The sequence below is a fragment of the Halalkalicoccus subterraneus genome (genome assembly GCF_003697815.1).
Lineage (GTDB): Archaea > Halobacteriota > Halobacteria > Halobacteriales > Halalkalicoccaceae > Halalkalicoccus > Halalkalicoccus subterraneus.
Window position 1 is genome coordinate 1 of sequence record NZ_RDQG01000009.1, and the last position, 25,410, is coordinate 25,410.

Genomic DNA, 25,410 nt, shown 5'->3' on the forward strand with positions numbered 1-25,410 from the left:
CGCCCGGCGAATACGCCAACGAGAGGTCGCGCTGTGTGTTCGTGGGTTTGGTCGTGGCGATCTCGATCTTGCCCGGCGGGTCCGATTCGTGGTAGTCGAGGGAGTCGTCCTCCAGTGACATACTGGACCCTCTTGCGATATCGACAAAAAGGTATCGACAGGGGAAGTTCCTACATTCGACGATTGACGAATCCGTTTGATGAAAACACCCATTGGGGCCGTGCCCGAAGGAGTAGGTATGCCCACCGTTGACACGTTCGAGGACGCCCTCGACGGGCTGGCCGTCGAAACCACCCGACTCGCGCCCGAGACGTTCGAGGAGACGATCGCGGAGGTCGTCACCGTACCCGCCGTCGGGACTTCACTCCCTGTCGAGTCGGTCTCGCTCGAAGACACCGCTGTTCTCACCGATCCGTCCCCTGCGGAGATCGATACGGCCATCACCGGGGTCACGGGTGCGACCCTCGGCATCGCGGAGTACGGGTCCGTAATCCTGCCCTCGACTCCGGCGGGCGACGAGGCGGTGAGTCTCTTCTGTGATCACCACGTCGTCGTGATCGACGGCGACGATATCGTCCCCGACATGCCGACCGCGGTCGGAACGATGGCGACGACCCTCGCCGACGACCGCGAGAGTGCCGTCATCGCCACCGGACCGAGCGCCACGGCCGATATGGGTGCACTCGTGCGGGGCGCACACGGTCCCAAAACGGTCCACGCGCTGGTGATCGAGTCATGAGCACGGATGAGAAGGCGGCCCACATTCGGCGGCTGCTCGACACCGAGGGCGACAGCGTCCAGGAGAACACCCGGGTGTTCAACCAGGGTCGCTACGCTGCCGTCGAGGACTTAGAGGACTACGAGGGGCTCAAAGATCGTGCCCGTGATATCAAAGAGGACGCCATTTCCCGCCTGCCCGAGCTGATCGACGAACTCACCGAGACCGTCGAGGAAAACGGCGGGCACGTCTATCTGGCGAGCGACGCGGCGGACGCGAACCGCTATATCTCCGAGGTGGCCGAAAAAGAGAACGCCGAGACGCTCGTGAAAAGCAAGTCGATGACCAGCGAGGAGATCGACGTCAACGAGGCGCTCGAGGCGGCGGGCGTCGAGGTCTACGAGACCGACCTCGGGGAGTTCGTTCTCCAGGTCGCCGACGAATCGCCCTCGCACATCGTCGGCCCGGCGATCCACAAGTCCCGACGGGAGATCGCCGACCTGTTCAACAGCGAGTTCGAGCCCGACGAGCCCTTAGAGACCGCAGAAGAGCTGACCATGTTCGCCCGCGAGTACCTCGGCGAGCGGGTGAAGGAGGCGGACATCGGGATGACCGGCGCGAACTTCCTTGTCGCCGAGAACGGGACGCTGCTGCTCGTCACGAGCGAGGGCAACGCCCGGAAATCCGCCGTCGCACCCGATACCCACATTGCCGTGTCGGGCGTCGAGAAGATACTCCCGAACTTCGAGGACCTTCAGCCATTCATCGAACTCATCGCGCGCTCGGGGACGGGTCAGGACCTCACCTCGTATCTCACACTTCTCACACCGCCCGTATCGACCCCGACGCTCGATTTCGAGAGCGACGAGCCCCTTTCCGAGGCCGACGGCGACCGGGAGTTCCACCTCGTCCTGATCGACAACGGCCGGATGGCGATGCGCGAGGACTCCGAATTGAAGGAAACGCTCTACTGCATTCGGTGTGGGGCGTGCGCGAACGTCTGTGCGAACTTCCAGCACGTCGGCGGGCACGCCTTCGGCGGCGAGACCTACTCGGGCGGGATCGCCACCGGCTGGGAGGCCGGCGTCCACGGCCAGGAAAGTGCTGAAGAGTTCAACGACCTTTGCACTGGGTGTTCACGCTGTGTCAACCAGTGTCCGGTAAAGATAGACATCCCGTGGATCAACGAGGTCGTGCGGGATCGGATCAACCGCGGCGAGACCTCCAGCGAGTTCGACTTCCTCGTTGAGGGGCTGACGCCGGACGCCGAACCCGGTGGTGTGAGTCTGCAGAAACGCTTCTTCGGCAACTTCGGTACCGTCGCGAAGCTCGGCAGCGCGACCGCGCCCGTCTCGAACTGGTTCGCCGAACTGCCGCCGAGTCGCTGGGCGATGGAGAAGGTACTACGGATCGACAGCCGTCGTGAGCTTCCGACGTTTGCTGACGAAACCCTGCAGGAATGGTTCCTCGTCCGTGAGGGGCTTGCACCCGCCGATGCCGACCGGGAGGTGGTGCTGTATCCCGACACCTACACGAACTACATCAGTCCGGAACGGGGGAAGGCCGCGGTCCGCACGCTCGAAGCGCTCGACGTTCGAGTGGTGCTTCCGGACCTACCCGAAAGCGGGCGCGCGCCGCTCAGCCAGGGGATGCTCTCGACGGCACGCCAGCAGGCTCATGAAACCTACGCCGGCCTCGCGGAGCAACTCGACGCCAGCCGTGACGTGATCGTCGTCGAACCGAGTGATCTGGCGATGTTCCGAGGCGAGTACGAGAAGTTCCTGCCCGAAGCCTCGTTCGACCGGCTCTCGGACGCGAGCTACGAGGTCCTCGAATACGTCTACGGACTGGTCGCGAACGACTCCGAGAAGACCGACGTCCTCTCGGGCGGCCCCGGACGGGTGGCGTATCACAGTCACTGCCAACAGCGCACGATGGGCCTCGGGGAGTACACCGAAGCGCTGCTGGAGGAACTGGGGTACGACGTCCTCACCTCGACGGTCGAGTGTTGCGGGATGGCCGGTTCGTTCGGCTACAAGTCCCAGTACTACGAGCTCTCGATGGACGTGGGGTACGAACTCGAAGACGAGTTCGAACGGGCCGGCGAGCGCGACCGGACCGTGCTCGCGAGCGGAACGTCGTGTACGGATCAGCTGGATTCGCTACTGGAACGGAAACCGCGCCACCCGGTCGAGTTGATCGCGCCCGATACCGAATAGAACACGAATCGGCACCGGCGGCTCAGAAGAGTCCCGGGAACAGGACGTACGAGAACAGCAACGCCCAGAACCCGACGAAGACCGCGTAGTAGACCAGCGGGATCAGGTTCAGGCGCATGACGCGACCCTCCTGGCCGACCAGTCCGACCGTCGCCAGCGCCGCGACGACGTTGTGGATGGCGACGAGGTTGCCCATTGCGCCGCCGACGGCCTGCGCGCCGACGATGATCTGCGTCGGCAGGCCGAGCTGTTGGGCGGCCTCGAACTGGAAGCCGCCGAAGGTGATGTTGCTGACGGTGTTCGATCCGGCCATCGCCGCGCCGAGCGCGCCGATCAGCGCCGCGACGGCCGGGTAAACCGGACCGAACAGGTTCGCGGTCGCCTGTGCCAGCACGATGATCATGCTGCCGGCTTCCGGTGCGCCGGGATGGGCAGCGGAGTTGATCATCACCTGCACCATCGCGACGACGAAGACCAGCGCGATGAACGGCGAGACGATCTTCTCTGCGGCCTCGCGCCATGCCGCGGAGACCTGCCCACCACTCATGCCGAAGATCGGGATCGCCAGCAGCGCGCTGGCGATCAGCCAGAACCCGGGGACGTTCACCCACGCGATGCTGTTGGTGAGTCCCGTTCCGAGGATTTCCTGCCACTCGATGACGAAGACCGACTGCTGAATGAACTCGGAGATCGGTCCGATCGCACGCGTGATCACGAGCAACACGACCAGCAGGACGTACGGCGACCACGCCCGGAGCAGCGACATCTCCGAGCCGCGGACCACGCCGCCATCGGGAACCGCCGTATCGGTTGCTCTACCCGTATTCGAACCGTTCTCGCCGGGTTCGATGGTCCCGACCCAGTGGCTCGGCCACTCCTCGCGCGGCGGGAAGTCCCAGTGGGAATCGGGAAGCAGGTAGCCGGCCTTCAGTACGCTGACGACGATCGCGCCGCCGACCATCGAACCGATGAGCGAGGGGAACTCCGCGGTGAAGAACCACGCCGATAGCCAGTAGGGAACCGCGAAGGCCACCCCGGAGAACAGACACAGCGGCGCGACCTCCCAGGCCGGCGACAGCGAGTCCTCCTCGCCGAAGAAGTACACCACCATCGCGACCGCGAACAGCGGCATCGCGAAGCCGACGAGCGCGTGATAGGTCGCCGCCCAGGCGGCGACCTCCGTCGAGAACTCAGCGACCGTGTAGCCCCCCTCCGAGATGGCCCCCTCGAAGCCCGTCGAGGCCAGCGGATCCTGAATGCCGACGATGATCGGCGTGCCGACCGCGCCGTACGTGACGGCGATGATGTGGCCGATCAGTGCGGCGATCACCGCCGCCAAGGCCGGAAACCCGAGCCCCAACAGGAGCGGAGCGACGACCGCGGGTGGCGTCCCGAAGCCCGCCGCGCCCTCGATGAACGTCGCGAGGAAAAAGCCAAGCAGGACGATCTGTACTCTGCGATCGTCGCTGATGGTGGCAAATCCCCGGTTGATCCGGTCGAACGCGCCCGCCTGCATCAACGTATAGAGCAGAACGAGCGCCCCGAAGACGATCCAGAGGATCTCCAGGGCGGTCATCACCCCGACGATCGACGCCGCTGCGAGCCAGTCCGGTGGCATGTTCCAGGCGAAAAAACCGACGCCCAGCGCGGTGATCCACGCGATCGGCATCGCACGGGTCGCCGGCCACAGCAGGCCGACCAACAACACCGCCACGACCAACAGCGGCAACGCCGCGAGAACGATCTCTACTACCATGCTCGATCACCGTTTTCCAGCACTCTCGTGATCATTGTGAACGACTCACGCCTACGTGTTCAACGGTCGCTAATAAATATGAGGGATATGGTCGCCTCCACGTCGGCCGAATACCGGCTCGGAATCGAATCCGCGCGCCTACTGGATCGTCGCCGCGACCTTCTCGATCGGGTGGGGCGGGTTCCCGTCGTACTCCTCGCCGATCTGACTCCGGCAGGAACCGCCGGGCGCGACGGGCGTCCCGCCGCTCTCGTCGATCTGGTCGAACAGCTGGTTCGCGATCGACTTCGAGAGGTCGTAGTGTTCGGTCTCGTAGCCGAAGGAGCCGGCCATTCCACAGCACGTCGAGTCCAGCGGGTCGACCGCGTAGCCTGCGCGCCTGAGGACGCCGACCGCGTGGTGGTCCTTGTTGGTCGCCTTCTGGTGGCAGTGGCCGTGGTACGTCAGGGGCTCACCGGTCTCGTTCACGTCGATCCCCTCGACCAGCCGGTGGACATCGAGGTACTCACAGATACCATACGAGTGGGCCGCGACGCGCTCGGCTTCCGGCGTCGAGAGCAGGTCGAGATACTCGTCCTGGAAGACCACGGCGTCCGAGGGCTCGACGACGACGACCTCGTAGCCGTCGTCGATGTACTCCTCGAAGCGCTCGACGTTGTGTCGGGCGCGTTTCTCGGCTTTTTCGAGCATCGATTTCGAGTAGGCCGCCCGGCCGCTGGGGCCGAGATCGTCGGGAATCTTCACATGGGTGTTCGCCGCCTCCAGCACCCGAATGGCGGCTTTCCCGGGCTCGGGATAGCTGTAGTTGGTGTAGGTATCCGGAAAGAGCACGACCTTGCGGTCGGCTTCGGCCTCGCTCACGCGCGGGCCGCGTGCGTCGTACCAGTCCTCCAGGGACTCCCGGCGGAACGGCGGGAGCTCCCGGTCCGGGGCGATCCCGGCGACCTTCTCCATCACCTTGCGCGCGCCGGGGACCTTCGTCCCGAGGTTCGAGACCGGCGCGAGCGCGCTACCGAGCTTCGAGAGCGTGTCGATGTTGCCGAAGACGCGCTCACGGAGCCCGATCCCCTCGCGCTCGTGGTACTGGTGTTTCGTCTCGGCTTTGAGCTTCGCGAGGTCGACCCCCGTGGGGCAGTCCGATTTACAGCCCTTACAGCCCACACAGAGGTCGAGCACCTCCTCTTGGAACTGCTCGGTGTACATCTCCTCCTCAGGGAGGTCGCCCGAGATCGCCGCCCGGAGCATGTTCGCGCGCCCGCGGGTGGTCGCGATCTCGTCCTTCATCCCCCGATAGGTGGGACACATCACGTCGTCGGTCTGTCGGCAGGTCCCACAGCCGTTACAGAGTTCGACGAGGTGCGAGAACCCGCCCTCGTCGGTGAAGTCCAGCTTCGTCTGGGGCTCGATCGACTGATAGCCCGCACCGTAGCGGAGGTTCTCACGGTTGTCCGCGCCGACGCCGCGCTCGTTCTCGGGCCCGGGGTCTTCCGGACCGTCGCGGTAGACGACGTTACCGGGGTGCATCAGCCACTCGGGGTCGAACGCCGTCTTCAGCTCCTTGAATCCACCCCACAGGTCGTCGCCGAACATCTTCGGGTTGAACTCAGTGCGGGCCATGCCGTCGCCGTGCTCGCCCGAGAAGGCACCGTGGTGCTCGACGACGAGGTCGGTGATCTCGTCGGTGATCGAGTGCATCGTCTCGATGCCCTCGTCCTCCTTGAGGTTGAGGATCGGACGGATGTGTAGCGTCCCCGAGCCCGCGTGCGCGAAGTACGCCGCCGACGTGCCGTGGTTTTCGAGGACCTCCTTGAACGACTGGACGTACTCGGCCAGTTCCTCGGGGGGAACCGTCGCGTCCTCGATGAAGGGATACGGCTTCGGGTCGCCCTCCAGACTCATCAGCAGGGGAATCGCCGCCTTGCGGAGTTTCCAGATCTTTCCCTGATCTTCTTCAGTATATGCTTCCAGTACGTCGAAGGCGTCGCCCTCTTCGACGAAGCGTTCGTTGGTTTCACTGATCGCTCCCTCGAAGTCCTCGACCATCTCCGAGTCGTATTCGAGCATGATCGCGGCTTTCGCCTCCTCGGGGATCGGCTCGACGTACTGCGAGTAGCCGTCGGATTCGGCGGCCATCCGGAACACCTCGTCGTCCATCAGTTCGACGGCGCTGACGTCGTATTCGAGAGCTTGAGGGACCGCCTTCATCGAGTCGACGAGGTCGTCGAAGAAGTACAGCGCCAGTGCCGTCTCCTCGGGGACGCTCACCAGCGAGATCTCGGCCTCGACGACGATTCCCAGTGTGGACTCGGCGCCCACGAGCAGCTTCGAGAGGTTGATGACTTCCTCGCCGGCCTCGTTCTCGTAGATCACTCGGTTGAGGTTGTAGCCCGACACGACTCGTTTGAGGTTCGGGTATCGGTCCTCGATTTCGGCCTCGTTGTCCTCGACGATCCCCCGGACCGTCTCGTAGATCTCGGCCTCTCGATCCCCTTTCGAGACGATCCCCTCGTACTCGGGCGAATCGAGGACGACTTCTCTCGTATGGATCTCGGTCCCATCGGAAAGGATCACGTCGAGTTCCTCGGTGTAGGCGTCGGTGATGCCGTATCGAACGGAGTGCGCGCCCGTCGAGTTGTTACCGATCCCCCCGCCGATCGTCGCGCGGTTCGAGGAGGCCGGGTCGGGCGCGAACTTCAGGCCGTACTCCTGTGCGACCTCGTCGAAGTGATCCTGGACGACGCCGGGCTGGACGCGAGCGCGCCGGTTCTCGGGGTCGATCTCGCATATCTCGTCCATATAGGTCGTCATATCGAGGACGACACAACCAGGGCCGACGGTCTGCCCACCCAGCGAGGAACCGGCACCGCGGGCCATGACCGGCACGTCGTGTTCCGTGGCGATCTTCACCGCATAGCGCACGTCGTTCCGATCGCGTGGGTGGACTACGCCCGCCGGTTTGGCCTTGTAGATGCTGCCGTCGGTCGCGTACAGTACCTGTGCGTACTCGTCGAACCGGACCTCGCCGTCGACGACCGCCCGCAGATCGGACGCGAGTTCGGCATACTCGGCCGCGTCCGGGTGGTCGTGCCCGAGCGCGTCGCTATACACTTCGAAGTTGCTCATGTCCCCGTGGGGCTTTTCGACGGCCATTAGCTTCCGGTCAGGGGTTGATGGTGATAAATACTGTGTTCGATGAACCCTCCCACGGGGCGCGGACCCACGGTTTTAATACGTCCCTCGCCACGAGGGGATAGCATGGAACTGATCCATGTCAACATCAACGTCGCGGACGCCGAGGAGACCATCGACTTCTACGAGCAGTTCGGGTTCGAGGAATCCTGGGAGTTCGAGACGGCCGATGGCGAGACCCACAACCGATACATCGCCGACGAGAACGGGACCGAACTCCAGCTCTCTGATACCAACGGCGAGGAGGAGTTCGAAGCCGGCAGCGCGTGGGACCACCTCGCGATCGGGGTCGACAGCGTCGACGAGGTCTTCGAGGGGATCGACCACTACGGCGTCGACAAGGAACCCGGCGACCAACCCGAAGCGGGCGCGCGAACCGCGTTCGTGCGCGATCCCGACGGTCGGCGGGTCGAACTCGTCGAATCGCTGGACTAGGAGACCGAAAAAGAATCGAAAACTGGACGCCGCGTTTTAGAGGATGTCGGCGGCTTCGGCGTTGACGACGATCTCCTGAGCCATCTTGTTGGTGGCCTCGTCGACCATCTGGCCGTCGACCTTCACTGCACCCTTGCCCTCCTCCATTGCTTCGGCGTAGGCCTCGACGATCCGCTCTGCGCGTTCGGCCACGTCGGGATCGGGTGCGAAGATCTCGTTTGCGATCTCGATCTGGCTGGGGTGGATCGCCCACTTGCCGTCACAGCCGATCATATTCGCGTTGTTACACGAGTCGCGGAAGCCCTGTTCGTCCTCGATATCGGCGTAGGGGCCGTCCAAACAGGGGAGACCGGCACTTTTGGCGGCGGCGTTACACTCCGAGAGCGCGTGGTGCCAGTAGTGGCCGGGGTAGTCGGGGAACTGTCCGATGTCCAGTCCCGGAGTCCCCATGGCCGCCGAGTAGTCGCCGGGCCCGAAGATGATGCTGGAAAGACGATCGCTCGCGTGGGCGATCTCGTGGACGTTGTGCATCCCCTCGCCGTCCTCGATCTGCGGTTCGAGGCCGATCGCGCCGGACTCGAGGCCGGCGTTCTCCTCGACCTGTGCAAGCAGGTTCTCGACGGTGTGGATGTCGCTTGCGCCCTTGACCTTCGGGACGATGATGTCGTCGATGTGTTCGCCGGCGGCGCTCACGACGTCGATGACGTCGTCATACCACCATTTGGTGTCGATACCGTTCATCCGATAGGAGAGCACCTTGCCGCTCCAGTCGTGGCTCTGGGCGGCGTTGATCAGCGGTTCCCGGGCATCGGGTTTCGCGTTCGGCGCGACGCTGTCTTCCAGATCGAGGAAGACCTCGTCGGCGGCGCTGTTCGAGGCGCTTTCCATGAACTGCTCGTCGCTTGCGGGCGTCGCTAGCTGTGTCCGTCGTAGGGTCACGTCACTCATGACTGATTCACTCCGTTCGGTACTGTATGAGGACGGGTGATAAAGATATCCCTGGACCTAAACGGTCTCACGCTTTCGTCCCGGTCGCACCGTATTCATGGCTATCGAACGCTATCAACAGAGAAGAAAAGACAGCTATTCGAGTTAAAAGTGTTCATTTGATTGAATAATATAGATACTACTGTATGTACATATGGTTACTGGCGGATTCGAGGCGAGTGATGTACTCGTTCTGCGTTCTGCCAGTATGAACGATTACGTTCACAGATGGGAAATAACTATTGCCGCGGTGAACGAACCGCCCGGAAAGCCGGTTGATAGCCGTTGTACAAACGACACTGATCGCGTGTTCGTTCATTGGGTAGATCCGTTCAGTCTATCGGAACGTCTACTTCGACCTGTAGAACTATTACCTTCGGCGTGATAGGGACCTCCATGGCTGCTGACGAACCAACGACAGTGCGGGCGACCGAGACGAGTTTCCGGATCCTTGATGCGCTTCGGGCGCTTGACGGCGCGGGTGTAACTGAACTGGCGACCCATCTCGAATTTCCGAAGAGTACGGTTCACAATCACCTCCAGACCCTCCGTCGAAACGAGTACGTCACCAAACACGGTTCCGAGTACGACGTCGGTCTGCGATTCCTTCAGTTGGGTGAGTACGCGCGCGACAGGCGGGGAATCGCGACCATCGCCCCACCGGAGATCGACAAACTCGCCGAGGAGACCCGCGAGATGGCGAATCTGCTGGTCGAGGAACACGGCCGCGGGGTGTTCCTCTATCGGGCGAAGGGGGCTGACGCGGTCCACATGGACACACACGCTGGAAAACGCGTCTATCTTCACACCACCGGGTTCGGGAAGGCGATCCTCGCACATCTGTCTGATGAGCGCGTCGAGGCAATCCTCGACCGCCATGGCCTCCCGACGGTGACGCCGAACACGATCACTGACCGCGATCGCCTCGCGGAGGAACTGACCGAGGTGCGCGAGCGGGGGTACGCCTATGACGACGAGGAACGTCTCGAAGGCCTGCGCTGTATCGCCGCCCCGGTCGTCGTCGATGGGACTGTTCTCGGTGCGGTGAGCGTCTCTGGACCGAAGAGTCGCATGACAGGCGAGTGGTACACCGACGAACTCCCTGCGCTCACGATGAGCGCGGCGAACGTCGTCGAGATCAACAGTACGTACGCATGACATCCATATCGTTACAATCGTACTCGTGTAATCGTATGTTCGTGACTGTGGCCAATTTTGTATAGTGAAATTCGATTTATGACCTCGAAATGAGAACGTTATTCGAGCCGGTATATATTCGATTCGTAGATATCGCGCACGCGATCGCCCCAGTTGTGGGTGTAGGTATCGATCACGTCATCGGCGACGTCGCCCCGAAGGTATTTGACGATCCCACGTTCGCCCGTTTGGCCCCGCAGGTACGTCGTGAAGAAGTGACGGAAGTAGTGGGGAGTGACGTTCTCGCTCGCGCCGCCGCCGGTTCGGTACCACCCTCGCTCGCGCGCGTATCGTTCGACGGTGTGGTGGACGGTCTGGGCCGAAACCCGATCGCCCCACTGGCGTGTCGTGTTACAGAAGAGCGGTTCGGCCGGCGAGCGAGCGTCGGGTCTGACCGCGAGCCAACGAATTAGCGCCCGACGGAGGTCGCCATCGATGGGGACGACGGTCGGACGGCGTCGCTTGTTCGAATCGATGCGTTCCTCGCCATTGACGGTCCGACCGCGGGCGGGCTCGGGGGAGACATAGATCGAATCCGGTTTTCCGTGGAGCTGTGGTCGTGGTTCGACGTTGAGTTCGATCGCATCCGTCGAGAGGGAGAGATCGCGAAGATCGAGGTTGCACAGTTCGCCGGCACGCATCCCCGTTTTCAACAGGGAGAGGATCATCGCCCGTGAGAGCGGATGCTCGATTCTTCGAACGAACTCGCGCATCTCCTTGACGCTGATCTCACGACGGGTCGGGTCGACATCGATCGATTCGTCCATCTGTTCGACGACTAGTGCCATCGGGTTCTCCTCGAACTCGCCGATTTGCGCCATATAGGCGTAAAAACGGTGGAGATACGACGCGTAGGTCGCGAGCGTGCTTTCCGCGACTTCGTCGCGCTGACCGTGGATCCAGGCCATACACCCCCGGTGTGAGACCCCAGAAAGGGAGTTCGCACGTGGGTACTTGATCTCGATGAACGCCTCGAAATCCCGCAATACGCGCTCGTAAGCCGACCGAGTGCGTTCGGTTTTACCCTGATACTCGATGTCTTGAAGGAAGTACGCGATCGGGTCTTCCGCGCTACCCGGTTCGGTCCCGCTCATGAGCGGTCGTTCAGCGTATAACCGCCATCCCGGCCGCTGTACCGGAGACGATTTTCCTCTTGAAGGGATTGGAGCGCCTCGTCCAGCCGGTCCTCGAAATCGTCGGTCAACACCGCGACGAGTTCGTCCCACGAGAGCGGCCCGGAACCGGCGAGGACCGACTTCACGCGCGATTCGAGATCGGTGCCGTCATCCGCCACGTTCCGCTCGTTCGCCGGCCCCTCCGTTGGCTCGAATCCCTTACGACCCGCCTGAACCATCGTTCGAAGGAACTCGCTCTGGCTCATGTTGAGATCCTCGGCGTGGTCGACCCAGATCCGTTTTTGGTACGCTGGGACGTGTGTCTTTACGACTGTCCGTTCGGTGTCGCGTTCGGCTGCCATATTGGCCGTTTGATCCCCTCCTCCTTTAATGTACCAGAATAGGAAATAAGAGTGTTTATTATCCAAATTGGTTCCTAACTTAGCCCTATTTTCTATTCATATATTATTCTGTAGTACTACCCTTCGCCATCTAAGGGGCTAATTGAGAATATAAATTCCGATTGGCACAGTCGGATGGATATCATTAGTACAGGGGCGACCTTCCGACAGTGGGCGCAACCTCGTGTCTTCCGCCTTGCCCTGGGGTAGCACCCGGAAGACACCCTTCCGGAGAAACTGGTTTCCCATCCCCTGCTCCATGGAGTTCGAAGCAATCGAAGTGACGCGTACTGAGGTAGAGGAACCATCGGGGCCTCTGATAAGGGTTGTATCCCGGCCCGTCAGTCATCTAGCAGCGCGAAGAGCGATAAGACTGACCCTCGTAGTGAGGTCCAGAGGGGATGGCCCGGAGGATAGCTTTCCAAAGTGGCCTACGGTCGGTTGTAATCCGATCAGTTGTTAACTCGATGCATGGGGCAGCCGTGCCCCAGAAAACGACTGTCCCGTTCGGATAGGATCGGATAGGAGGTAGCGGACGAACCACTTCCCGACTTCGCGACCATCACGATGAGCCAACTCGCGTGGCTTCTATACTACTCTCTGGAACGGCGCTCCCTGTCCATCGATCCGACAACCGGTATTCGAACTGGGGAACAACGGTTTTCTTTTGGGCCAAAGGTCATAAATCTCATATTGATATACAAACTATCCTTCTCTTGAGTTCCAGACTCTGACTGTTTGGATATCTACAAACCACCATCTCGTTAATACGTTTGTATGACTATCCTGATCTAACGAGTTGATTTACCCTCTCGGTATGAATCTACGACAGCCTCGTGCAAAAGATAGTTCCTGACGCTCTAAACGATCCGTAAAGGATCAACTATGTTGATAGTGCAATTCTCGAGCCGTGGTATTTACGTCACTCGGAGGTGGTCATCCCGGGGTTCGTAGAGCTCACCGTTCATCCGCAGTTCACGCACCGCCTCGAGCGTCTCGCCGATCGTCATGTCCCGCTCACTCATCACAACGGTCACGAGGCCGAGCGGGACGTTGCCCTCGACTCGGGTCTCCAGTGCTGCGATAACGGATCGAAGATCCGCGCCCGATATTGCGCCTTCGTCGAGTTCCGCGTGCCTCCATTCGACGTCATGACCGGTGATCGCGTGATGGCGACGGTAGAAGGCGACTGCCTCGTTGACGTCGTCGATCGACTTTTTGACCGCACAGTCCGGACAGGCGACAATGAGCCGCACTCCGTCGGACCGGTTCATGGCGTGCCAGTCATCACGCGTCGTAAGCCTCCTGGGTGAGTCGATGGAGGCGGTGGACGGTGTGTTCGTTCGGCCCGAGCTGGGCCTGAGCAAGTGCGCCGGATTTGAGTCCCTCGTACTGGCGCTCGACGAGCTCGAAGTCCTCTTCCTGGAGCTTGCGGCTCAACTGGACGAATTCCCGTTCCTCCTCGGTCAACTCGGAGTCCTTGAAGTAGTAATCGGCGATGAGCTGGAAACACCCCTCGTCGATCGGATCGATAATGTAGGTGCCATAGCCGTCGGCGTTGCCATACATGTTGAGTGTGAAGTTCGGCCAGAAGTAGTAGAACCGTGCCTCGCCTTCGATGAGCGATTCGGCGGCCTCAACGCCTTCGTCGTGGGTGTAATGCAGTACCCAGTAGTGGTCGTCGACCTCGAGTTCGGACTCGGAAAGCGAGATTCCCTTGATCCAGTCCTGGTGGTTGGCCTGACAGTGATCGCACTCGGAGTAGTTCCCGCTGAAGGTCTTCCAGTTGCACTCGACCTCCGAGACGTACCGCCGGGCGAGCTGGTAGTCCTCCAAGGGAAACGATTCGAGTTCCTCTTTGAGTGTGCCGGCCTGCTCGGCGAGGGGGGCCGGATCCTCCGCGAAGTTGACGAACAGCAGCGGACCGATGCTGTCGAGATGAACCTCCATGAGGCCGTTCTTTTCGGGATCGAGTTCAGGAACGTCCTCGTCCTCGAGGTCGGGGTTCATCCCCGCTTTCTCGAAGCTCTGGGGTGTGCTGCGGAGTTTGCCGTCCAGCTCGTAGGTCCAGAGGTGGTACGGACACCGGATCCCGTTGGCGTTGCCCGGATCGGTCATCGGGGTGTCATCGACCATCTTCGATCCCCGGTGGGCACAGACGTTGTAGAACGCCCGAACCTCGCGGTCCTTGTCCCGGGTGATGACGATTCCCTTATCGCCGACCGTCCGGGTGAAGTACTCGCCGGGCTCCTCGATCGCGTTCGCGTGGCCTGCGTACACCCAGTACCGGGAGAAAATTGTCTCTTTTTCCATCTCATGGACCGCCGGGTCGGTGAAGTATTTCGCCGGCAGTGCGTTCGTTTCGTCGGTTATATCGGGACTAACCGCCGCAGTCACCTCTGTCCCGTCGTTCCACTGCGTCATATGCCCGTATACAGCACCGAGATACAAAAATCTTGGTGCCACGATACCGATCCACAGCCGTCAGAACCCCGCGGTCATGAACACGGTCGTACGCCAATCGGTTTCGATATTCCGAACTAATTCGCCCCTCGTGGACGGTAGCTATCGAACGCCAGCTCGTGAGAACACATCGAATTACAGCAGTATTCGTGTAACGGTACTCTGATTCGGGTCCGCGAAACAGGGATACGCGACTGTGGAGATCCGAATCGTTCGGATATGACGAACTAATCCACGGGAGTCAGATAGGACCGGTCTGGATCCGATCCGGTTGACGTCGTCCACCAAGCGTCGGCACCAGTTCGATTCGGTATGCCCGAACTGTTTTATGGTCGTGGTGTGGAGACGTTCGTATGACAACTGATAGCACTCGGAATGGAGTCAAGACGACCGAACGCTCGTTCGAGCTCGTCGCGGCGATCCAGCGCCGGGACGGCGCGACCCTCGCGGAACTCGTCTCGGAGTTCGATCTCGCGAAAAGCACCGTCTACAAACATCTCTCGACCCTCGCATCCCACGGCTACCTCGAAAAGGAGGGCGAACAGTATCACGTCGGCCTGAAGTTCCACCACCACGGCGAATACGCCCGTCTCAGGAAGCGGGGCTACCGATTGGCCGGACGGACGGTTCGGGATCTGGCCGAACGGACGGACGAGGAGGCGGACTTCGTCGTCGAGAACGACGGGCGCACGATCACCGTCTACGAGTCGTACCACCCTCAAAACAGCTACCGTGACGACCTGTTTGCCACCGCCAGCGACCTCTCACACTCGGGAACGTACTACCACATGCACTCTACGGCGGCGGGGAAGGCCCTACTTGCGGAACTTCCCGACAAGCGGGTCGACGCCGTCGTCGATCGCTGGGGGCTACCCGCGCGCACGGGGAACACGATCACTGACCGCGAAACCCTTCGAGATGATCTCTCGCGTACGCGCGATCGCGGGTACGCCGTGGCCGACGAGGAGTACGTTGACGGGCTGTGTGCGGTCGGCGTCGCCGTCACGAACCCGGACGGATCGCCGCTGGGGGCGCTCGGGATGTCGGTCCCGACCTACCGGCGCGAGAGCGAAGGCCTCGAAACGGAGGCGGCGGCGGTCGTCGTCGAAGCCGCGAGCGATCTCGAGGACGCTCTCCGGGAAGGTGAGAAGACCGACCCGATCTCGTGACGTATGTGACCGTGACACTTAATGTGCTGGTCCGACGAGGCCAGTACATATGACCGCCGAGACACTCCCGCAGAACGCGGGGACCGTCATCGTCGGGGCCGGCTGCGTCGGCTGTAGCGCCGCCTACCACCTCGCCGAGCAGGGACGCGAGGACATCGTCGTCGTCGATCAGGGCCCGCTGTTCGAGACGGGCGGATCGACTTCCCACGCCCCGGGGCTGGTCTTCCAGACCGCCGAGAACGAACTGATGAGTCGGCTCGCCCAGTACACCGTCGACCTCTACGGTGAGTTCGACAGTTTTGCGGACTGCGGCGGTATCGAGGTCGCTTACACCGACGAGCGCTGGGACTACCTGAAACGAAAGCGCGAGTACGGCCGCTCGTGGGGGATCGAGGGCGGCGAACTGCTCTCGGCCGACGAAGTCGCGGATCGGATCCCGCAGATCGATCCCTCAGTGATCCACGGCGGCTACCACGTCCCCAGTGACGGCAAGGCCCACGCGGTCAACGCCTCCGAGACGATGGCCCACGCAGCCGAGGACCGGGGCGCAGCCGACTTCTACGGCCACACTACCGTTACGGACATCGAAACCAACGGTGGGGAAGTCGAAGCCGTGGTCACGGACAACGGCCGGATCGAGTGTGAGGAGGTGCTCGTGGCGACGAACATCTGGGGGCCGTTGTTCGGCGGGATGGTCGACGTCGACGTTCCGCTGGTTCCCTGTGCCCACCAGTACCTCGTGAGCGAACCCATGGAGGAACTCGCGGACGCGAGCCAGGAACTCGAACAGCCGATTCTGCGCCATCAGGACTACTCGATGTACTTCCGCCAGCACGGCGAGTCCTACGGTATCGGTTCGTATGATCACGAATCACTGCTCGTGGATCCCGAGGACATCCGCGCGCCCGAGGAGGCCGAGGAGATGCCCTCGATCCGGGAATTTACCGAGGAGCACTTCTACGAACCGACCCATCCCGATATCGACAAGTCCGCCTACGATGCCGCCCGCGAACTCGTGCCCGCCTTCGAAGATTGCGGGTTCGAGCGCGCCTTTAACGGGATGTTCTCATTTACCCCCGACGGAATGCCAATCCTCGGTGAGACCGAGGAAATCGACGGGCTGTGGTGGGCGCTCGCGGTCTGGGTCACCCAGTCGGGCGGCGTCGGCAGCGTCGTCGCCTCGTGGATGGACGAGGGCGTTCCCCGCCTTGACGGGGAGAACGTCGACATCAGCGGCGCGCACCTCGAACGGTTCCAGCCCCACTCGGGCAGTCGGGCGTTCTCCTACGCCCGCGGGGGACAGCAGTACCAGGAAGTGTATCAGTTGATCCACCCGAACGAACAGCCCCAGAACCAGCGCGAGCTCAGACGCAGTCCGTTTTACGAGCGCCAGAAGGAATTGGGCGCGGAGTTCTACGAATCGGGCGGCTGGGAGGTACCTCAGTGGTACGAGGCCAACGAATCCCTCCTCTCGGAGTACGAGGTGCCCGAACGGTCGGGCTGGCTGGCGGAAGGCTGGTCGCCGATCCAGGGGGCCGAGCACCAAGCCGTGCGGGAGAACGTCGGAATCTACGACCTCTCGCGCTACACGGGCATCGAGATCACCGGCGAAAACGCATTGGAGTTCGTCCAGCGGTTGTTCGCAAACGACCTCGACAGCGACGTTGGCCAGGTCCGCTACACCCCGATGCTCAATGAGGACGGTGGGGTATTAGCGGACATGGCGGTTACCCGGCTGGGCGAGGACCGCTTCGTCGCCACGACCGGCGGCGGCGCCTCGGCGACCGAGCACACCCGCTGGATCCGCGAGCACGCACCCGACGAGGGGGTCGATATCGACGCCCACGTCTCGGATCAGTGCGGGCTGGGCGTCTGGGGGCCCAAAGCGAGGGAGGTGCTCCAGCCGCTCACCGACGAGGACCTCTCGAACGATTCCTTTGGGTACTTCCGCGCCAAGGAGTTCTACATCGATTCGATTCCAGTGCTCGCGCTGCGGGTCTCGTACGTCGGCGAGCTCGGCTGGGAGCTCTACGCACCCACGGAGTACGGCGGTCGGCTCTGGGACCTCATCTGGGAGCAGGGCCAAGAACACGACATGATCGCGCTCGGAAACGGCGCGTTCCTCGGCTCCCTTCGGTTAGAAAAGGGCTATCGCCTGTGGGGGACCGACCTCACACCCGAGCACGACCCCTACGAGGCGGGGATCGGCTTCGCGGTCGATACCGACAAAGAGGAGTTCATCGGCCGCGAGGCGCTCGTCGAGGCGAAGGAGTCGGATCTCGAGAGGGAGATCGTCCCGATGACGCTCGATGACTCGGGCGAAGTCGTCGACGGGGGCAAACCGATCCTTGACGGGGAGGAGGTCCTTGGCCACGTGAAGGCCGCCGACTACGGCTACAGCATCGACGCGGGCATCGTCTACGGCTACCTGCCGCCCGAGTATGCGGAGACCGGCACCACACTCGACATCGAGTTCGAGGGCGAGCGCTACCCGGCGACGGTCGCCGAGGAGCCGCTGTTCGACCCCGACCGGGAGAAGATCATCCGCTGATGGTGGGTGTCAGCTTCGCGGACATCGAGGCCGCCGGGGATCGACTCGACGACGAGAGTGTCGTCAAACGCACGCCCGTCGAGCGGAGCACCTCCTTGGGAGGGATGGTCGACGCCGAGGTCTATCTGAAGATGGAGCACCTCCAGTGGACGGGCTCGTTCAAGACCCGCGGTGCGTACAACAAGCTCTCACAGGCGGTCGCCGCAGGCAACGTCGAACACGCGGTCGCCGCGAGCGCGGGCAACCATGCCCAGGGGGTTGCGCTGGCGGCGACGACCCTAGGAATCGACTCGACCATCGTCATGCCGAAGACGGCCCCGCAGACGAAGATCGACGCCACCCGCGGTTACGGTGCGACGGTCGAACTCCACGGCAAGGACTTCCGGGAGGCGATGGCTCACGCGAAGGAACTCGCCTCCGGTGGCGACTCGACGTTCGTCCATGCCTACGACGACCCCGACATCGTCGCCGGGCAGGGCACGCTGGGAGTGGAGATGGTCGGGGACTGTCCCGACGTCGACACCGTCATCGTTCCCATCGGCGGGGGCGGACTGATCTCGGGGATCTCGCTGGCGTTTTCGGAACTCGCGCCTGACGTCCGGATCGTCGGCGTCCAGGCCGAGGCGGCCGCAACGGTACCGAAGAGCCTCGATAAGGGGATCCCACAGACGCTCGATTCGGTCGACACCATCGCCGACGGGATCGCGACGGGTGGGGTTTCGGAGCTCACCCTCGGGCTCATCGAGGAGCACGTCGACGAGGTCCTCACAGTCTCGGACGACGAGATCGCACAAGCGATCCTGTTGTTGCTCGAACGCGCGAAACAGCTCGTCGAGGGTGCCGGTGCGGCCGGGGTCGCGGCGCTGTTGAGCGACGAGCTCGACGTGCGCGGCGAGACCGTCATGCCGCTTTTGTGTGGCGGGAACCTCGACATGCCGATGCTTCAGACGGTGCTCGTCCACGCGATGACGGACCGCCAGCAGCTGTTGAACCTCCGGGTTCACATCGACGACCAGCCCGGTCGGATGGCCGAACTCTCCCGAGTGATCGCCGACCACGACGCGAACATCCGGGACGTGCGCCACGAGCGGGCGGTCGAGGACCTCAACGTCGGCGACGCCTACCTCGTCTTCCGGCTCGTCACCAGCGGGTCGAGCCACTCACGGGCGATCACCGAGGCCATCGAGAACCGCGGTTACACCGTCGAGATCGTCAACGCGAGCTGAGACGGCTCGCGGATCGGCTTCCGTCTCGATTTCGGGATTGCATGGAAACGGACTCGGCGCGAAGTACGTGGTCTTTTGTCGGACGAAGCGTGGTGAGAACGGGTAGAGTCGTGGGTCACCCGCGATCAGTCGTCGTCGGTCGGAGCCGCCCCGGAGTTGGACTCCGATCCGGGTAACGCGTCGTCGTCCATACTCCGGATCCGCCGTTCGACCTCCCGGGACTGGAGGAGCCGGTGTTCGCTTTTGAGCCCGATCCAGAGGGTATAACAGATGAACAGCAACACGATGGCGAAGGGCAGCCCGGTCGCGATCGAGGCGGTCTGGAGTGCGCTCAGGCCTCCCCCGATGAGCAACACGGCGGCCAGAATCCCCTCGAAGACGGCCCACGAGACGCGCAGGTTCCGGGTGGCGTCGTCCTGCCCGCCGGCGGTGATGCTGCCAAGCACCAGCGAGCCCGAGTCCGAGGAGGTAACGAAAAAGGAGACGACGAGGACGATGGCTACGACCGAAAGCACGAGCGTCAGCGGCAACAACGCGAACAGTTCGAACATCGCGACCGCCTCGCTTTCCTGGACCGCCGCGATGATCGACGACTCGGTGAACAGTTCGAAATGCAGCGCCGTGCCACCGAACGCCGACATCCAGATGAACGAGAACAGCGCCGGCAGGATCAGCACGGCGAGGACGAACTCGCGGACGGTCCGTCCCTTCGATATCCGGGCGATGAACATCCCGACGAACGGCGACCACGCGATCCACCAGCCCCAGTAGAAGATCGTCCACGCGGCCTGCCAGCCGTCGCTGCCACCTTCGTAGCTCGCGGTCCAGAACGCCAGTTCGGGGAGCCTGCTGAGATACGAGCCAAGCGTCTGGACGAACGTATCGAAGACGAACAGCGTCGGCCCGATGATCACGATCGCCCCGAGTAGAGTGAACATGAGGTAGACGTTCAGTTGACTCAGGCGACGGACCCCCTTGTCCAGACCCGCCCAGACCGACACGACCGCACAGGCCGTGATGGCCGCGATGAGTACCACCTGAACGGACGTTTCGACCGGGATGGTCATCGGGAGGAATCCCTCCGAGATGATGTTGAGGCCGGCGTTGATCTGTTGGGCTCCCAACCCCAGCGACGTCGCGAGACCGAACACCGTCGCGAACACGGCGAGCGTATCGACGAGGTGTCCCGGCCAATCGTAGATGCGCTCGCCGAGCAGGGGCCAAAAGAGCGACCGGAAGGTCAGGGGAAGTCCCCGGTTGTAGGCGTAAAACGCCAGTCCGAGCGCGACCAGCCCGTAGATCGCCCAGGGATGGATCCCCCAGTGGTAATACGTCGCGACCATCGACGTCTCGGCCGCCGCGGCGGTTTCGGCCTCGCCGAAGGGCGGTGCGCTGTAGTGAAAGACCGGTTCGCCGACGCTCCAGAACATGAGGCCGATTCCCATGCCCGCGCTGAAGAGCATGGACAGCCAGGAGAAATCGCTGAACTCCGGCTCCTGGGTGGGGCCGCCGATCCGAATGCTTCCGTACTTTCCGAGACCGAAATACAGCACGACCGCGATGAACACGTTCGCACAGAGGATGTAGAACCAGCCCATGTACTCGGCGATACTGGCTTGGGTCTGTGTGAACACCGACGCCGCCTGCTCTTGGAACAACAGAGTCAACACGACGAACAGAAGGATCAGTCCGGTGGAGACGCCGAAGACGACCGGATGAACGTCGAATCCCCATTTCTGAACGTTGTCGTCGCCCGGTTCGTGGTCGGTATCGGCGTAGAAAACGTCCTGCTGAAGCGAGTCAGAATCGCTGTCAGCCATGATCGATTACCCCCCACGTTCGGCGCGTCTCCCGTTTTCCGCCGTGCGAATCGCTGTCTCCTCGCTGTCGTGTTATATATGGATCCATCGTCTCACCTGCCGACCGACGTATCGATACGCTCATTCCCTGAATCGTCCCATAGGCCCACCTGCGTACGATCTATATGTGTTATCATATATCTCACTCACACCATGTGCGATAGTTTCGGTTAACATGTATAAAGCTTACTCACTTCGGACCGTGAGAACGGCGGAACGATCGTTCCGAATCGAGTACGGTTCGGCATTGACCCGACAGTTGAGAGGGTGTTCTCACAGTTCCGGAGCGGGATGAGGGAAACGCTTATTACTGAGCACGAAACGATAATACGTACTAGGAACAGTACTGATGTACGACGAGATTTTGGTTCCAACCGACGGAGGACGGAAATCCAAGCGAGCAGCCGAGCACGCTATCGAACTCGCGGCCGCACTCGACGCGACAGTCCACGCGCTGTACGTCATGGACTTTCCGGGGGCCCCCCGGACGCCCTACATCTACGGGGACGAGGACGAGATGAAACAGGAGTACAGGGAATACGGGGAGGATGTCACCGGAGAAGTCCACGAGATGGCCGCAGCGGCCGATGTCGAGTGTGTCACCGCGATCAGGCAGGGATCGATACACGAGGGGATCATCAACTACGCCGAGAGGGAAGGGGTGGACCTGATCGTCATGGTGTCGGGGTACCGCGGCCGGTTCGGCGGGATTCTGGGAACGATCACCGAACGGGTCGTTCGTGGGGCGACCGTTCCGGTCACGTCGTTCCGAACGGGACAGGTCAAACGATCGTAAATACGGGCCCATTCGGCTGTAGCCCGGTGAATGCCACCAAAACGTTATCGTCCGGCTCACGCTCTATCGGAACGAACACGAAGCAGAATGACCGATCACTACGACGACATCGTCATCGGCGTCGGCGGCATGGGCAGTGCGACCAGCTACCAGCTCGCGAAGCGGGGGCGGGACGTCCTCGGACTCGAACGCTACGACATTCCCCACGCGATGGGGTCCTCACACGGCGTTTCGAGGATTATCCGGCTGGCGTACTACGAACACCCCTCGTACGTCCCGCTGATCCGGCGGGCCTACGAGCTCTGGGACGAGATCCAGACGCGCCACGGCGAGCAGCTGCTGTTCGAGACCGGTTCGATCGACGCCGCTCCCGAGGACGATCCCCTGTTCGAGGGATCGCTTCGTTCCTGCGAGGAGTACGACATCGACCACGAGGTACTCACCGGAGCGGAGGTCAACGAGCGCTATCCGGGCTACGACATCCCCGACGAGCACATGGCGGTCTACCAGCCGAACGGCGGCTACGTCCTTTCTGAGAGAGCGATCGTCGCTCACGTCATGGCGGCTCAAAATGAGGGTGCGCGGATCCAGGCCCGCGAGCGCGCCACCGACTGGAGGCCGGAGGGCGACGGGGTACGCGTCACGACCGACCGTGGCGAGTACACCGCCGACAACCTCGTGATCGCCTCGGGCGCGTGGGCCGCCAAACACGTCGAGGCCCTCGACGGGCTCGCGATCCCCCAGCGACAGGTGCTCGCCTGGCTCCAACCCCAGAAACCCAAGCAGTTCATGCCGGAGAACTTCCCGGTCTGGAACCTCCAGGTCGAGGAGGGTCGATTCTACGGGCTACCGACCGTCAAGGTGCCCGGGTTCAAGTTCGGCCGGTATATGCACCGCGAGCAGGACGTCGATCCCGACGAGATGAACCGCCAGCCCGAGCCAGAGGACGAGCGGCTCCTTCGGGAGTTCGCGGAGAACCACTTCCCACAGGGGACGGGCCCGACGATGCAGCTGGCGACCTGCATGTTCACGAACACTCCGGACGAGCACTTCGTCATCGACCGGCATCCCGAGCACCCACAGGTGGTCTTCGGCGCCGGATTTTCGGGGCACGGTTACAAGTTCGCGAGCGTCATCGGCGAGGTGCTGGCTGATCTAGCCAGCGACGGGCGGACCGACCACCCGATCGACTTCCTCTCGCTCGCCCGCTTCGACTGATCGAGCTCCCTGTTCGCCCGTTCTTCGGCATCCAAACGACCATCTATTGAGCGCTCGACATTGATCCGCTCGGAGGGAGGCCGCGATCGTTCCCGTGCGACCGATCGATACGGTCAGTACCTATTTACCGAATCACTACGTATCGTACCGCGTAGTTGTTGCTTTGTGATTGCCGGCGGTACTTGTCCCTCCGAACGGATGGATTCCCACACGGGTAGCCTCTACTCACTTCGCCGGCTTCCACCTTCCGATCCGGGTCCCTCGATCGTTTCGCGGATGGTACTCGCTATCAAAGGGACAAACCCTCCAGTACGATACCGTAAAACTGTCGTACCGACCGGTCGTACGGTGAGGTGATGACCCCGTCTGCACACCACGTCGGCGTGACGGTCGCAGACCTCGAACGGGCCGTCGAGTTCTACCGGGACGTCCTCGGACTCGAGGTCGTCGACCGGTTTACCGTCTCGGGCGAGGCGTTCGGGGCGGCCGTCGGCGTCGAAGGGGCGACCGGGAACTTCGTCCATCTCGACGCCGACGGGGCCCGGATCGAGCTGATCGAGTACGAACCCGAGGGCGAGGAGCGTGCCGCTTCGAACGTGAACCAACCCGGTGCGACACACGTTGGTCTCGCCGTCCCGGATCTCGACGAGTTCTACGAGTCGCTCTCCGAGGAGGTCGAGAGCCTGAGCGAGCCACGGACGACCGAGAGCGGCACCCGGATCCTGTTCGTCCGCGATCCTGAAGGGGCCCTCGTCGAACTCCTCGAGGCGTAGCCGGGGGCGAGCTAGACGGCGTCGATCCCCGGATTCGTCGGGAAAGTCGGCTTCTCGTCGGTACTCCGAGGTGGTTCCCGGACCAACCGAAGCACTCATTCGCTCCAATCGAGAACACTGCTCCGATGACGGAACTCGTGGACTACGAGCTGTACGAAGTACCGCCGCGCTGGCTGTTTCTGCGCCTCGAAACGAGCGACGGGCTGGTCGGCTGGGGCGAACCCGTCGTCGAGGGGCGGGCGAAGACGGTCCGAGCGGCCGTCGAGGAACTGCTCGATACCTACCTCCTCGGCGAGGACCCGAGTCGGATCGAAGACCACTGGCAGGCGATGTATCGGGGCGGCTTCTATCGGGGCGGGCCGGTCCTAATGAGCGCCATCGCCGGCGTCGATCAGGCGCTGTGGGACATCAAGGGCAAGCGCTTCGGCGCGCCGGTGTACGAGCTGCTCGGCGGCCGCGCCCGCGACCGCATCAGGGTCTATCAGTGGATCGGCGGTGACCGGCCGAGCGAGGTCGGCGAGGCCGCCGCCGAGAAGGTGAGCGAGGGCTTTACCGGCCTGAAGATGAACGCGACCAGCGAACTCCGGCGCGTCGATACGCCCGCCGCGGTCCGCGAGGCCGAAGACCGCCTCGCGGAGGTCCGCGAGGCGGTCGGCCCCGAGGTCGACATCGGCGTGGACTTCCACGGGCGGGTCACCAAGCCGATGGTCAAGCGACTGGCCGAGGCGCTCGAACCTTACGAACCGATGTTCATCGAGGAGCCCGTCCTCCCCGAGCACAACGATTCCCTTCCAGCTATTGCCGCCCACACCTCGATCCCGATCGCGACAGGGGAACGAATGTTCTCGCGCTGGGATTTCAAGGAGGTCTTCGAATCCGGTAGTGTGGACGTCATCCAACCGGACCTCTCGCACGCGGGCGGGATCACCGAGGTGAAGAAGATCGCGGACATGGCCGAGGCCTACGACGTCGCGCTCGCGCCCCACTGCCCGCTGGGACCGATCGCGCTGGCCTCCTGTATCCAGGTCGACGCCTGCTCGCCGAACGCGCTGATCCAGGAGCAGAGCCTCGACATCCACTACAATAAGGGCGGCGACGTGCTCGACTACCTCGCGGATCCGGACGTCTTCGAGTACGAGCAAGGCTACGTCGAGGTTCCCTCCGGGCCCGGGTTGGGGATCGACATCAACGAGGAGTACGTCGAGGAGCAAGCCGAGACGACCGTCGACTGGCACAACCCCGTCTGGCGCCACGATGACGGCAGCGTCGCGGAGTGGTGATCGGACCGGTGACGATCCGTGCCGTTGGTGGGTCGAGCCGTGCGTTTATTGGCGTGGG

General features: G+C 62.6%; 19 protein-coding genes. 11 read left to right on the forward strand and 8 right to left on the reverse strand.

What is annotated here, in order from left to right:
- Window positions 1-238 precede the first annotated feature (238 nt).
- Both EAO80_RS02535 and EAO80_RS02540 read left to right on the forward strand, forming a co-directional pair.
- Window positions 239-739 carry an LUD domain-containing protein gene (locus tag EAO80_RS02535; protein WP_122088371.1) on the forward strand — a complete coding sequence of 167 codons (501 nt, stop codon included), beginning with the start codon at window positions 239-241 and terminating at the stop codon, window positions 737-739.
- A complete protein-coding gene (locus tag EAO80_RS02540) occupies window positions 736-2,937 on the forward strand; it encodes an LUD domain-containing protein (RefSeq protein WP_122088372.1) in 2,202 nt (733 codons plus the stop codon). Before EAO80_RS02535 ends, EAO80_RS02540 begins: the two co-directional genes overlap by 4 nt.
- Before the next feature lie 22 nt (window positions 2,938-2,959).
- On the opposite strand, the gene EAO80_RS02545 is transcribed toward EAO80_RS02540, so the two are convergent.
- Window positions 2,960-4,693 carry an L-lactate permease gene (locus tag EAO80_RS02545; protein WP_122088373.1) on the reverse strand — a complete coding sequence of 578 codons (1,734 nt, stop codon included), beginning with the start codon at window positions 4,691-4,693 and terminating at the stop codon, window positions 2,960-2,962.
- 138 nt (window positions 4,694-4,831) lie between these two features.
- Window positions 4,832-7,843: an FAD-binding and (Fe-S)-binding domain-containing protein gene (locus EAO80_RS02550; protein WP_122088374.1), complete on the reverse strand. Its 3,012-nt coding sequence runs from the start codon at window positions 7,841-7,843 to the stop codon at window positions 4,832-4,834.
- Between the two features lie 105 nt (window positions 7,844-7,948).
- Between EAO80_RS02550 and EAO80_RS02555 the strand changes: the two genes are divergently transcribed.
- Window positions 7,949-8,317 carry a VOC family protein gene (locus EAO80_RS02555; RefSeq protein ID WP_122088375.1) on the forward strand — a complete coding sequence of 123 codons (369 nt, stop codon included), beginning with the start codon at window positions 7,949-7,951 and terminating at the stop codon, window positions 8,315-8,317.
- 36 nt (window positions 8,318-8,353) lie between these two features.
- Here the strand turns inward: EAO80_RS02555 and EAO80_RS02560 are convergent, their stop codons facing one another.
- On the reverse strand, window positions 8,354-9,265 hold the full coding sequence (locus EAO80_RS02560; protein WP_122088376.1) for an HpcH/HpaI aldolase/citrate lyase family protein: 912 nt from the start codon (window positions 9,263-9,265) through the stop codon (window positions 8,354-8,356).
- A gap of 435 nt (window positions 9,266-9,700) precedes the next feature.
- On the opposite strand from EAO80_RS02560, the gene EAO80_RS02565 reads away from it, so the two are divergent.
- On the forward strand, window positions 9,701-10,462 hold the full coding sequence (locus EAO80_RS02565) for an IclR family transcriptional regulator (RefSeq protein ID WP_122088377.1): 762 nt from the start codon (window positions 9,701-9,703) through the stop codon (window positions 10,460-10,462).
- A 98-nt stretch (window positions 10,463-10,560) separates the two neighbouring features.
- On the opposite strand, the gene EAO80_RS02570 is transcribed toward EAO80_RS02565, so the two are convergent.
- The 4 genes from EAO80_RS02570 to EAO80_RS02585 all read right to left on the reverse strand — a co-directional run bounded on the left by EAO80_RS02570 (window position 10,561) and on the right by EAO80_RS02585 (window position 14,441).
- Window positions 10,561-11,595, reverse strand: coding sequence for a tyrosine-type recombinase/integrase (locus EAO80_RS02570; RefSeq protein ID WP_122088378.1), 1,035 nt, complete (start codon window positions 11,593-11,595; stop codon window positions 10,561-10,563).
- Window positions 11,592-11,978, reverse strand: a complete 387-nt coding sequence (locus EAO80_RS02575) for a DUF5805 domain-containing protein (RefSeq protein ID WP_122088379.1) — start codon at window positions 11,976-11,978, stop codon at window positions 11,592-11,594. Before EAO80_RS02575 ends, EAO80_RS02570 begins: the two co-directional genes overlap by 4 nt.
- Window positions 11,979-12,934: 956 nt before the next feature.
- Window positions 12,935-13,291 carry a DUF7542 family protein gene (locus EAO80_RS02580; protein WP_122088380.1) on the reverse strand — a complete coding sequence of 119 codons (357 nt, stop codon included), beginning with the start codon at window positions 13,289-13,291 and terminating at the stop codon, window positions 12,935-12,937.
- A 13-nt stretch (window positions 13,292-13,304) separates the two neighbouring features.
- Window positions 13,305-14,441: an aromatic ring-hydroxylating oxygenase subunit alpha gene (locus EAO80_RS02585; RefSeq protein ID WP_122088381.1), complete on the reverse strand. Its 1,137-nt coding sequence runs from the start codon at window positions 14,439-14,441 to the stop codon at window positions 13,305-13,307.
- A 392-nt stretch (window positions 14,442-14,833) separates the two neighbouring features.
- On the opposite strand from EAO80_RS02585, the gene EAO80_RS02590 reads away from it, so the two are divergent.
- Genes EAO80_RS02590 through ilvA form a run of 3 tightly spaced genes read left to right on the forward strand, consistent with a single transcriptional unit; the run spans window position 14,834 to window position 19,426 of the window.
- Complete coding sequence (locus EAO80_RS02590; RefSeq protein WP_122088382.1) at window positions 14,834-15,649, forward strand: IclR family transcriptional regulator; 816 nt, start codon at window positions 14,834-14,836, stop codon at window positions 15,647-15,649.
- A 49-nt stretch (window positions 15,650-15,698) separates the two neighbouring features.
- Window positions 15,699-18,200, forward strand: coding sequence for a GcvT family protein (locus EAO80_RS02595; protein ID WP_122088383.1), 2,502 nt, complete (start codon window positions 15,699-15,701; stop codon window positions 18,198-18,200).
- Window positions 18,200-19,426: a threonine ammonia-lyase gene (gene ilvA / locus EAO80_RS02600; protein WP_122088384.1), complete on the forward strand. Its 1,227-nt coding sequence runs from the start codon at window positions 18,200-18,202 to the stop codon at window positions 19,424-19,426. Before EAO80_RS02595 ends, ilvA begins: the two co-directional genes overlap by 1 nt.
- Before the next feature lie 125 nt (window positions 19,427-19,551).
- On the opposite strand, the gene EAO80_RS02605 is transcribed toward ilvA, so the two are convergent.
- Window positions 19,552-21,246 carry a BCCT family transporter gene (locus tag EAO80_RS02605; RefSeq protein ID WP_245998409.1) on the reverse strand — a complete coding sequence of 565 codons (1,695 nt, stop codon included), beginning with the start codon at window positions 21,244-21,246 and terminating at the stop codon, window positions 19,552-19,554.
- 388 nt (window positions 21,247-21,634) lie between these two features.
- Here EAO80_RS02605 and EAO80_RS02610 point away from each other — a divergent pair, with 388 nt between their 5' ends.
- The 4 genes from EAO80_RS02610 to dgoD all read left to right on the forward strand — a co-directional run bounded on the left by EAO80_RS02610 (window position 21,635) and on the right by dgoD (window position 25,352).
- On the forward strand, window positions 21,635-22,081 hold the full coding sequence (locus EAO80_RS02610) for a universal stress protein (RefSeq protein ID WP_122088385.1): 447 nt from the start codon (window positions 21,635-21,637) through the stop codon (window positions 22,079-22,081).
- A gap of 87 nt (window positions 22,082-22,168) precedes the next feature.
- Window positions 22,169-23,299: an N-methyl-L-tryptophan oxidase gene (solA, locus tag EAO80_RS02615; RefSeq protein WP_122088386.1), complete on the forward strand. Its 1,131-nt coding sequence runs from the start codon at window positions 22,169-22,171 to the stop codon at window positions 23,297-23,299.
- Between the two features lie 356 nt (window positions 23,300-23,655).
- Window positions 23,656-24,072: a VOC family protein gene (locus EAO80_RS02620; protein ID WP_122088387.1), complete on the forward strand. Its 417-nt coding sequence runs from the start codon at window positions 23,656-23,658 to the stop codon at window positions 24,070-24,072.
- Window positions 24,073-24,197: 125 nt separating this feature from the next.
- Window positions 24,198-25,352 (forward strand): galactonate dehydratase, encoded by a 1,155-nt coding sequence (gene dgoD, locus EAO80_RS02625; protein WP_122088388.1) that lies wholly within the window; start codon window positions 24,198-24,200, stop codon window positions 25,350-25,352.
- Window positions 25,353-25,410 lie beyond the last annotated feature (58 nt).

Coding starts and splice junctions, on each gene's coding strand:
- EAO80_RS02535 (WP_122088371.1), top strand. CDS start 239: ATGCCCACCGTTGACACGTTCGAGGACGCCCTCGACGGGCTGGCCGTC.
- EAO80_RS02540 (WP_122088372.1), top strand. CDS start 736: ATGAGCACGGATGAGAAGGCGGCCCACATTCGGCGGCTGCTCGACACC.
- EAO80_RS02545 (WP_122088373.1), bottom strand. CDS start 4,693: ATGGTAGTAGAGATCGTTCTCGCGGCGTTGCCGCTGTTGGTCGTGGCG.
- EAO80_RS02550 (WP_122088374.1), bottom strand. CDS start 7,843: ATGGCCGTCGAAAAGCCCCACGGGGACATGAGCAACTTCGAAGTGTAT.
- EAO80_RS02555 (WP_122088375.1), top strand. CDS start 7,949: ATGGAACTGATCCATGTCAACATCAACGTCGCGGACGCCGAGGAGACC.
- EAO80_RS02560 (WP_122088376.1), bottom strand. CDS start 9,265: ATGAGTGACGTGACCCTACGACGGACACAGCTAGCGACGCCCGCAAGC.
- EAO80_RS02565 (WP_122088377.1), top strand. CDS start 9,701: ATGGCTGCTGACGAACCAACGACAGTGCGGGCGACCGAGACGAGTTTC.
- EAO80_RS02570 (WP_122088378.1), bottom strand. CDS start 11,595: ATGAGCGGGACCGAACCGGGTAGCGCGGAAGACCCGATCGCGTACTTC.
- EAO80_RS02575 (WP_122088379.1), bottom strand. CDS start 11,978: ATGGCAGCCGAACGCGACACCGAACGGACAGTCGTAAAGACACACGTC.
- EAO80_RS02580 (WP_122088380.1), bottom strand. CDS start 13,291: ATGAACCGGTCCGACGGAGTGCGGCTCATTGTCGCCTGTCCGGACTGT.
- EAO80_RS02585 (WP_122088381.1), bottom strand. CDS start 14,441: ATGACGCAGTGGAACGACGGGACAGAGGTGACTGCGGCGGTTAGTCCC.
- EAO80_RS02590 (WP_122088382.1), top strand. CDS start 14,834: ATGACAACTGATAGCACTCGGAATGGAGTCAAGACGACCGAACGCTCG.
- EAO80_RS02595 (WP_122088383.1), top strand. CDS start 15,699: ATGACCGCCGAGACACTCCCGCAGAACGCGGGGACCGTCATCGTCGGG.
- ilvA (WP_122088384.1), top strand. CDS start 18,200: ATGGTGGGTGTCAGCTTCGCGGACATCGAGGCCGCCGGGGATCGACTC.
- EAO80_RS02605 (WP_245998409.1), bottom strand. CDS start 21,246: ATGGCTGACAGCGATTCTGACTCGCTTCAGCAGGACGTTTTCTACGCC.
- EAO80_RS02610 (WP_122088385.1), top strand. CDS start 21,635: ATGTACGACGAGATTTTGGTTCCAACCGACGGAGGACGGAAATCCAAG.
- solA (WP_122088386.1), top strand. CDS start 22,169: ATGACCGATCACTACGACGACATCGTCATCGGCGTCGGCGGCATGGGC.
- EAO80_RS02620 (WP_122088387.1), top strand. CDS start 23,656: ATGACCCCGTCTGCACACCACGTCGGCGTGACGGTCGCAGACCTCGAA.
- dgoD (WP_122088388.1), top strand. CDS start 24,198: ATGACGGAACTCGTGGACTACGAGCTGTACGAAGTACCGCCGCGCTGG.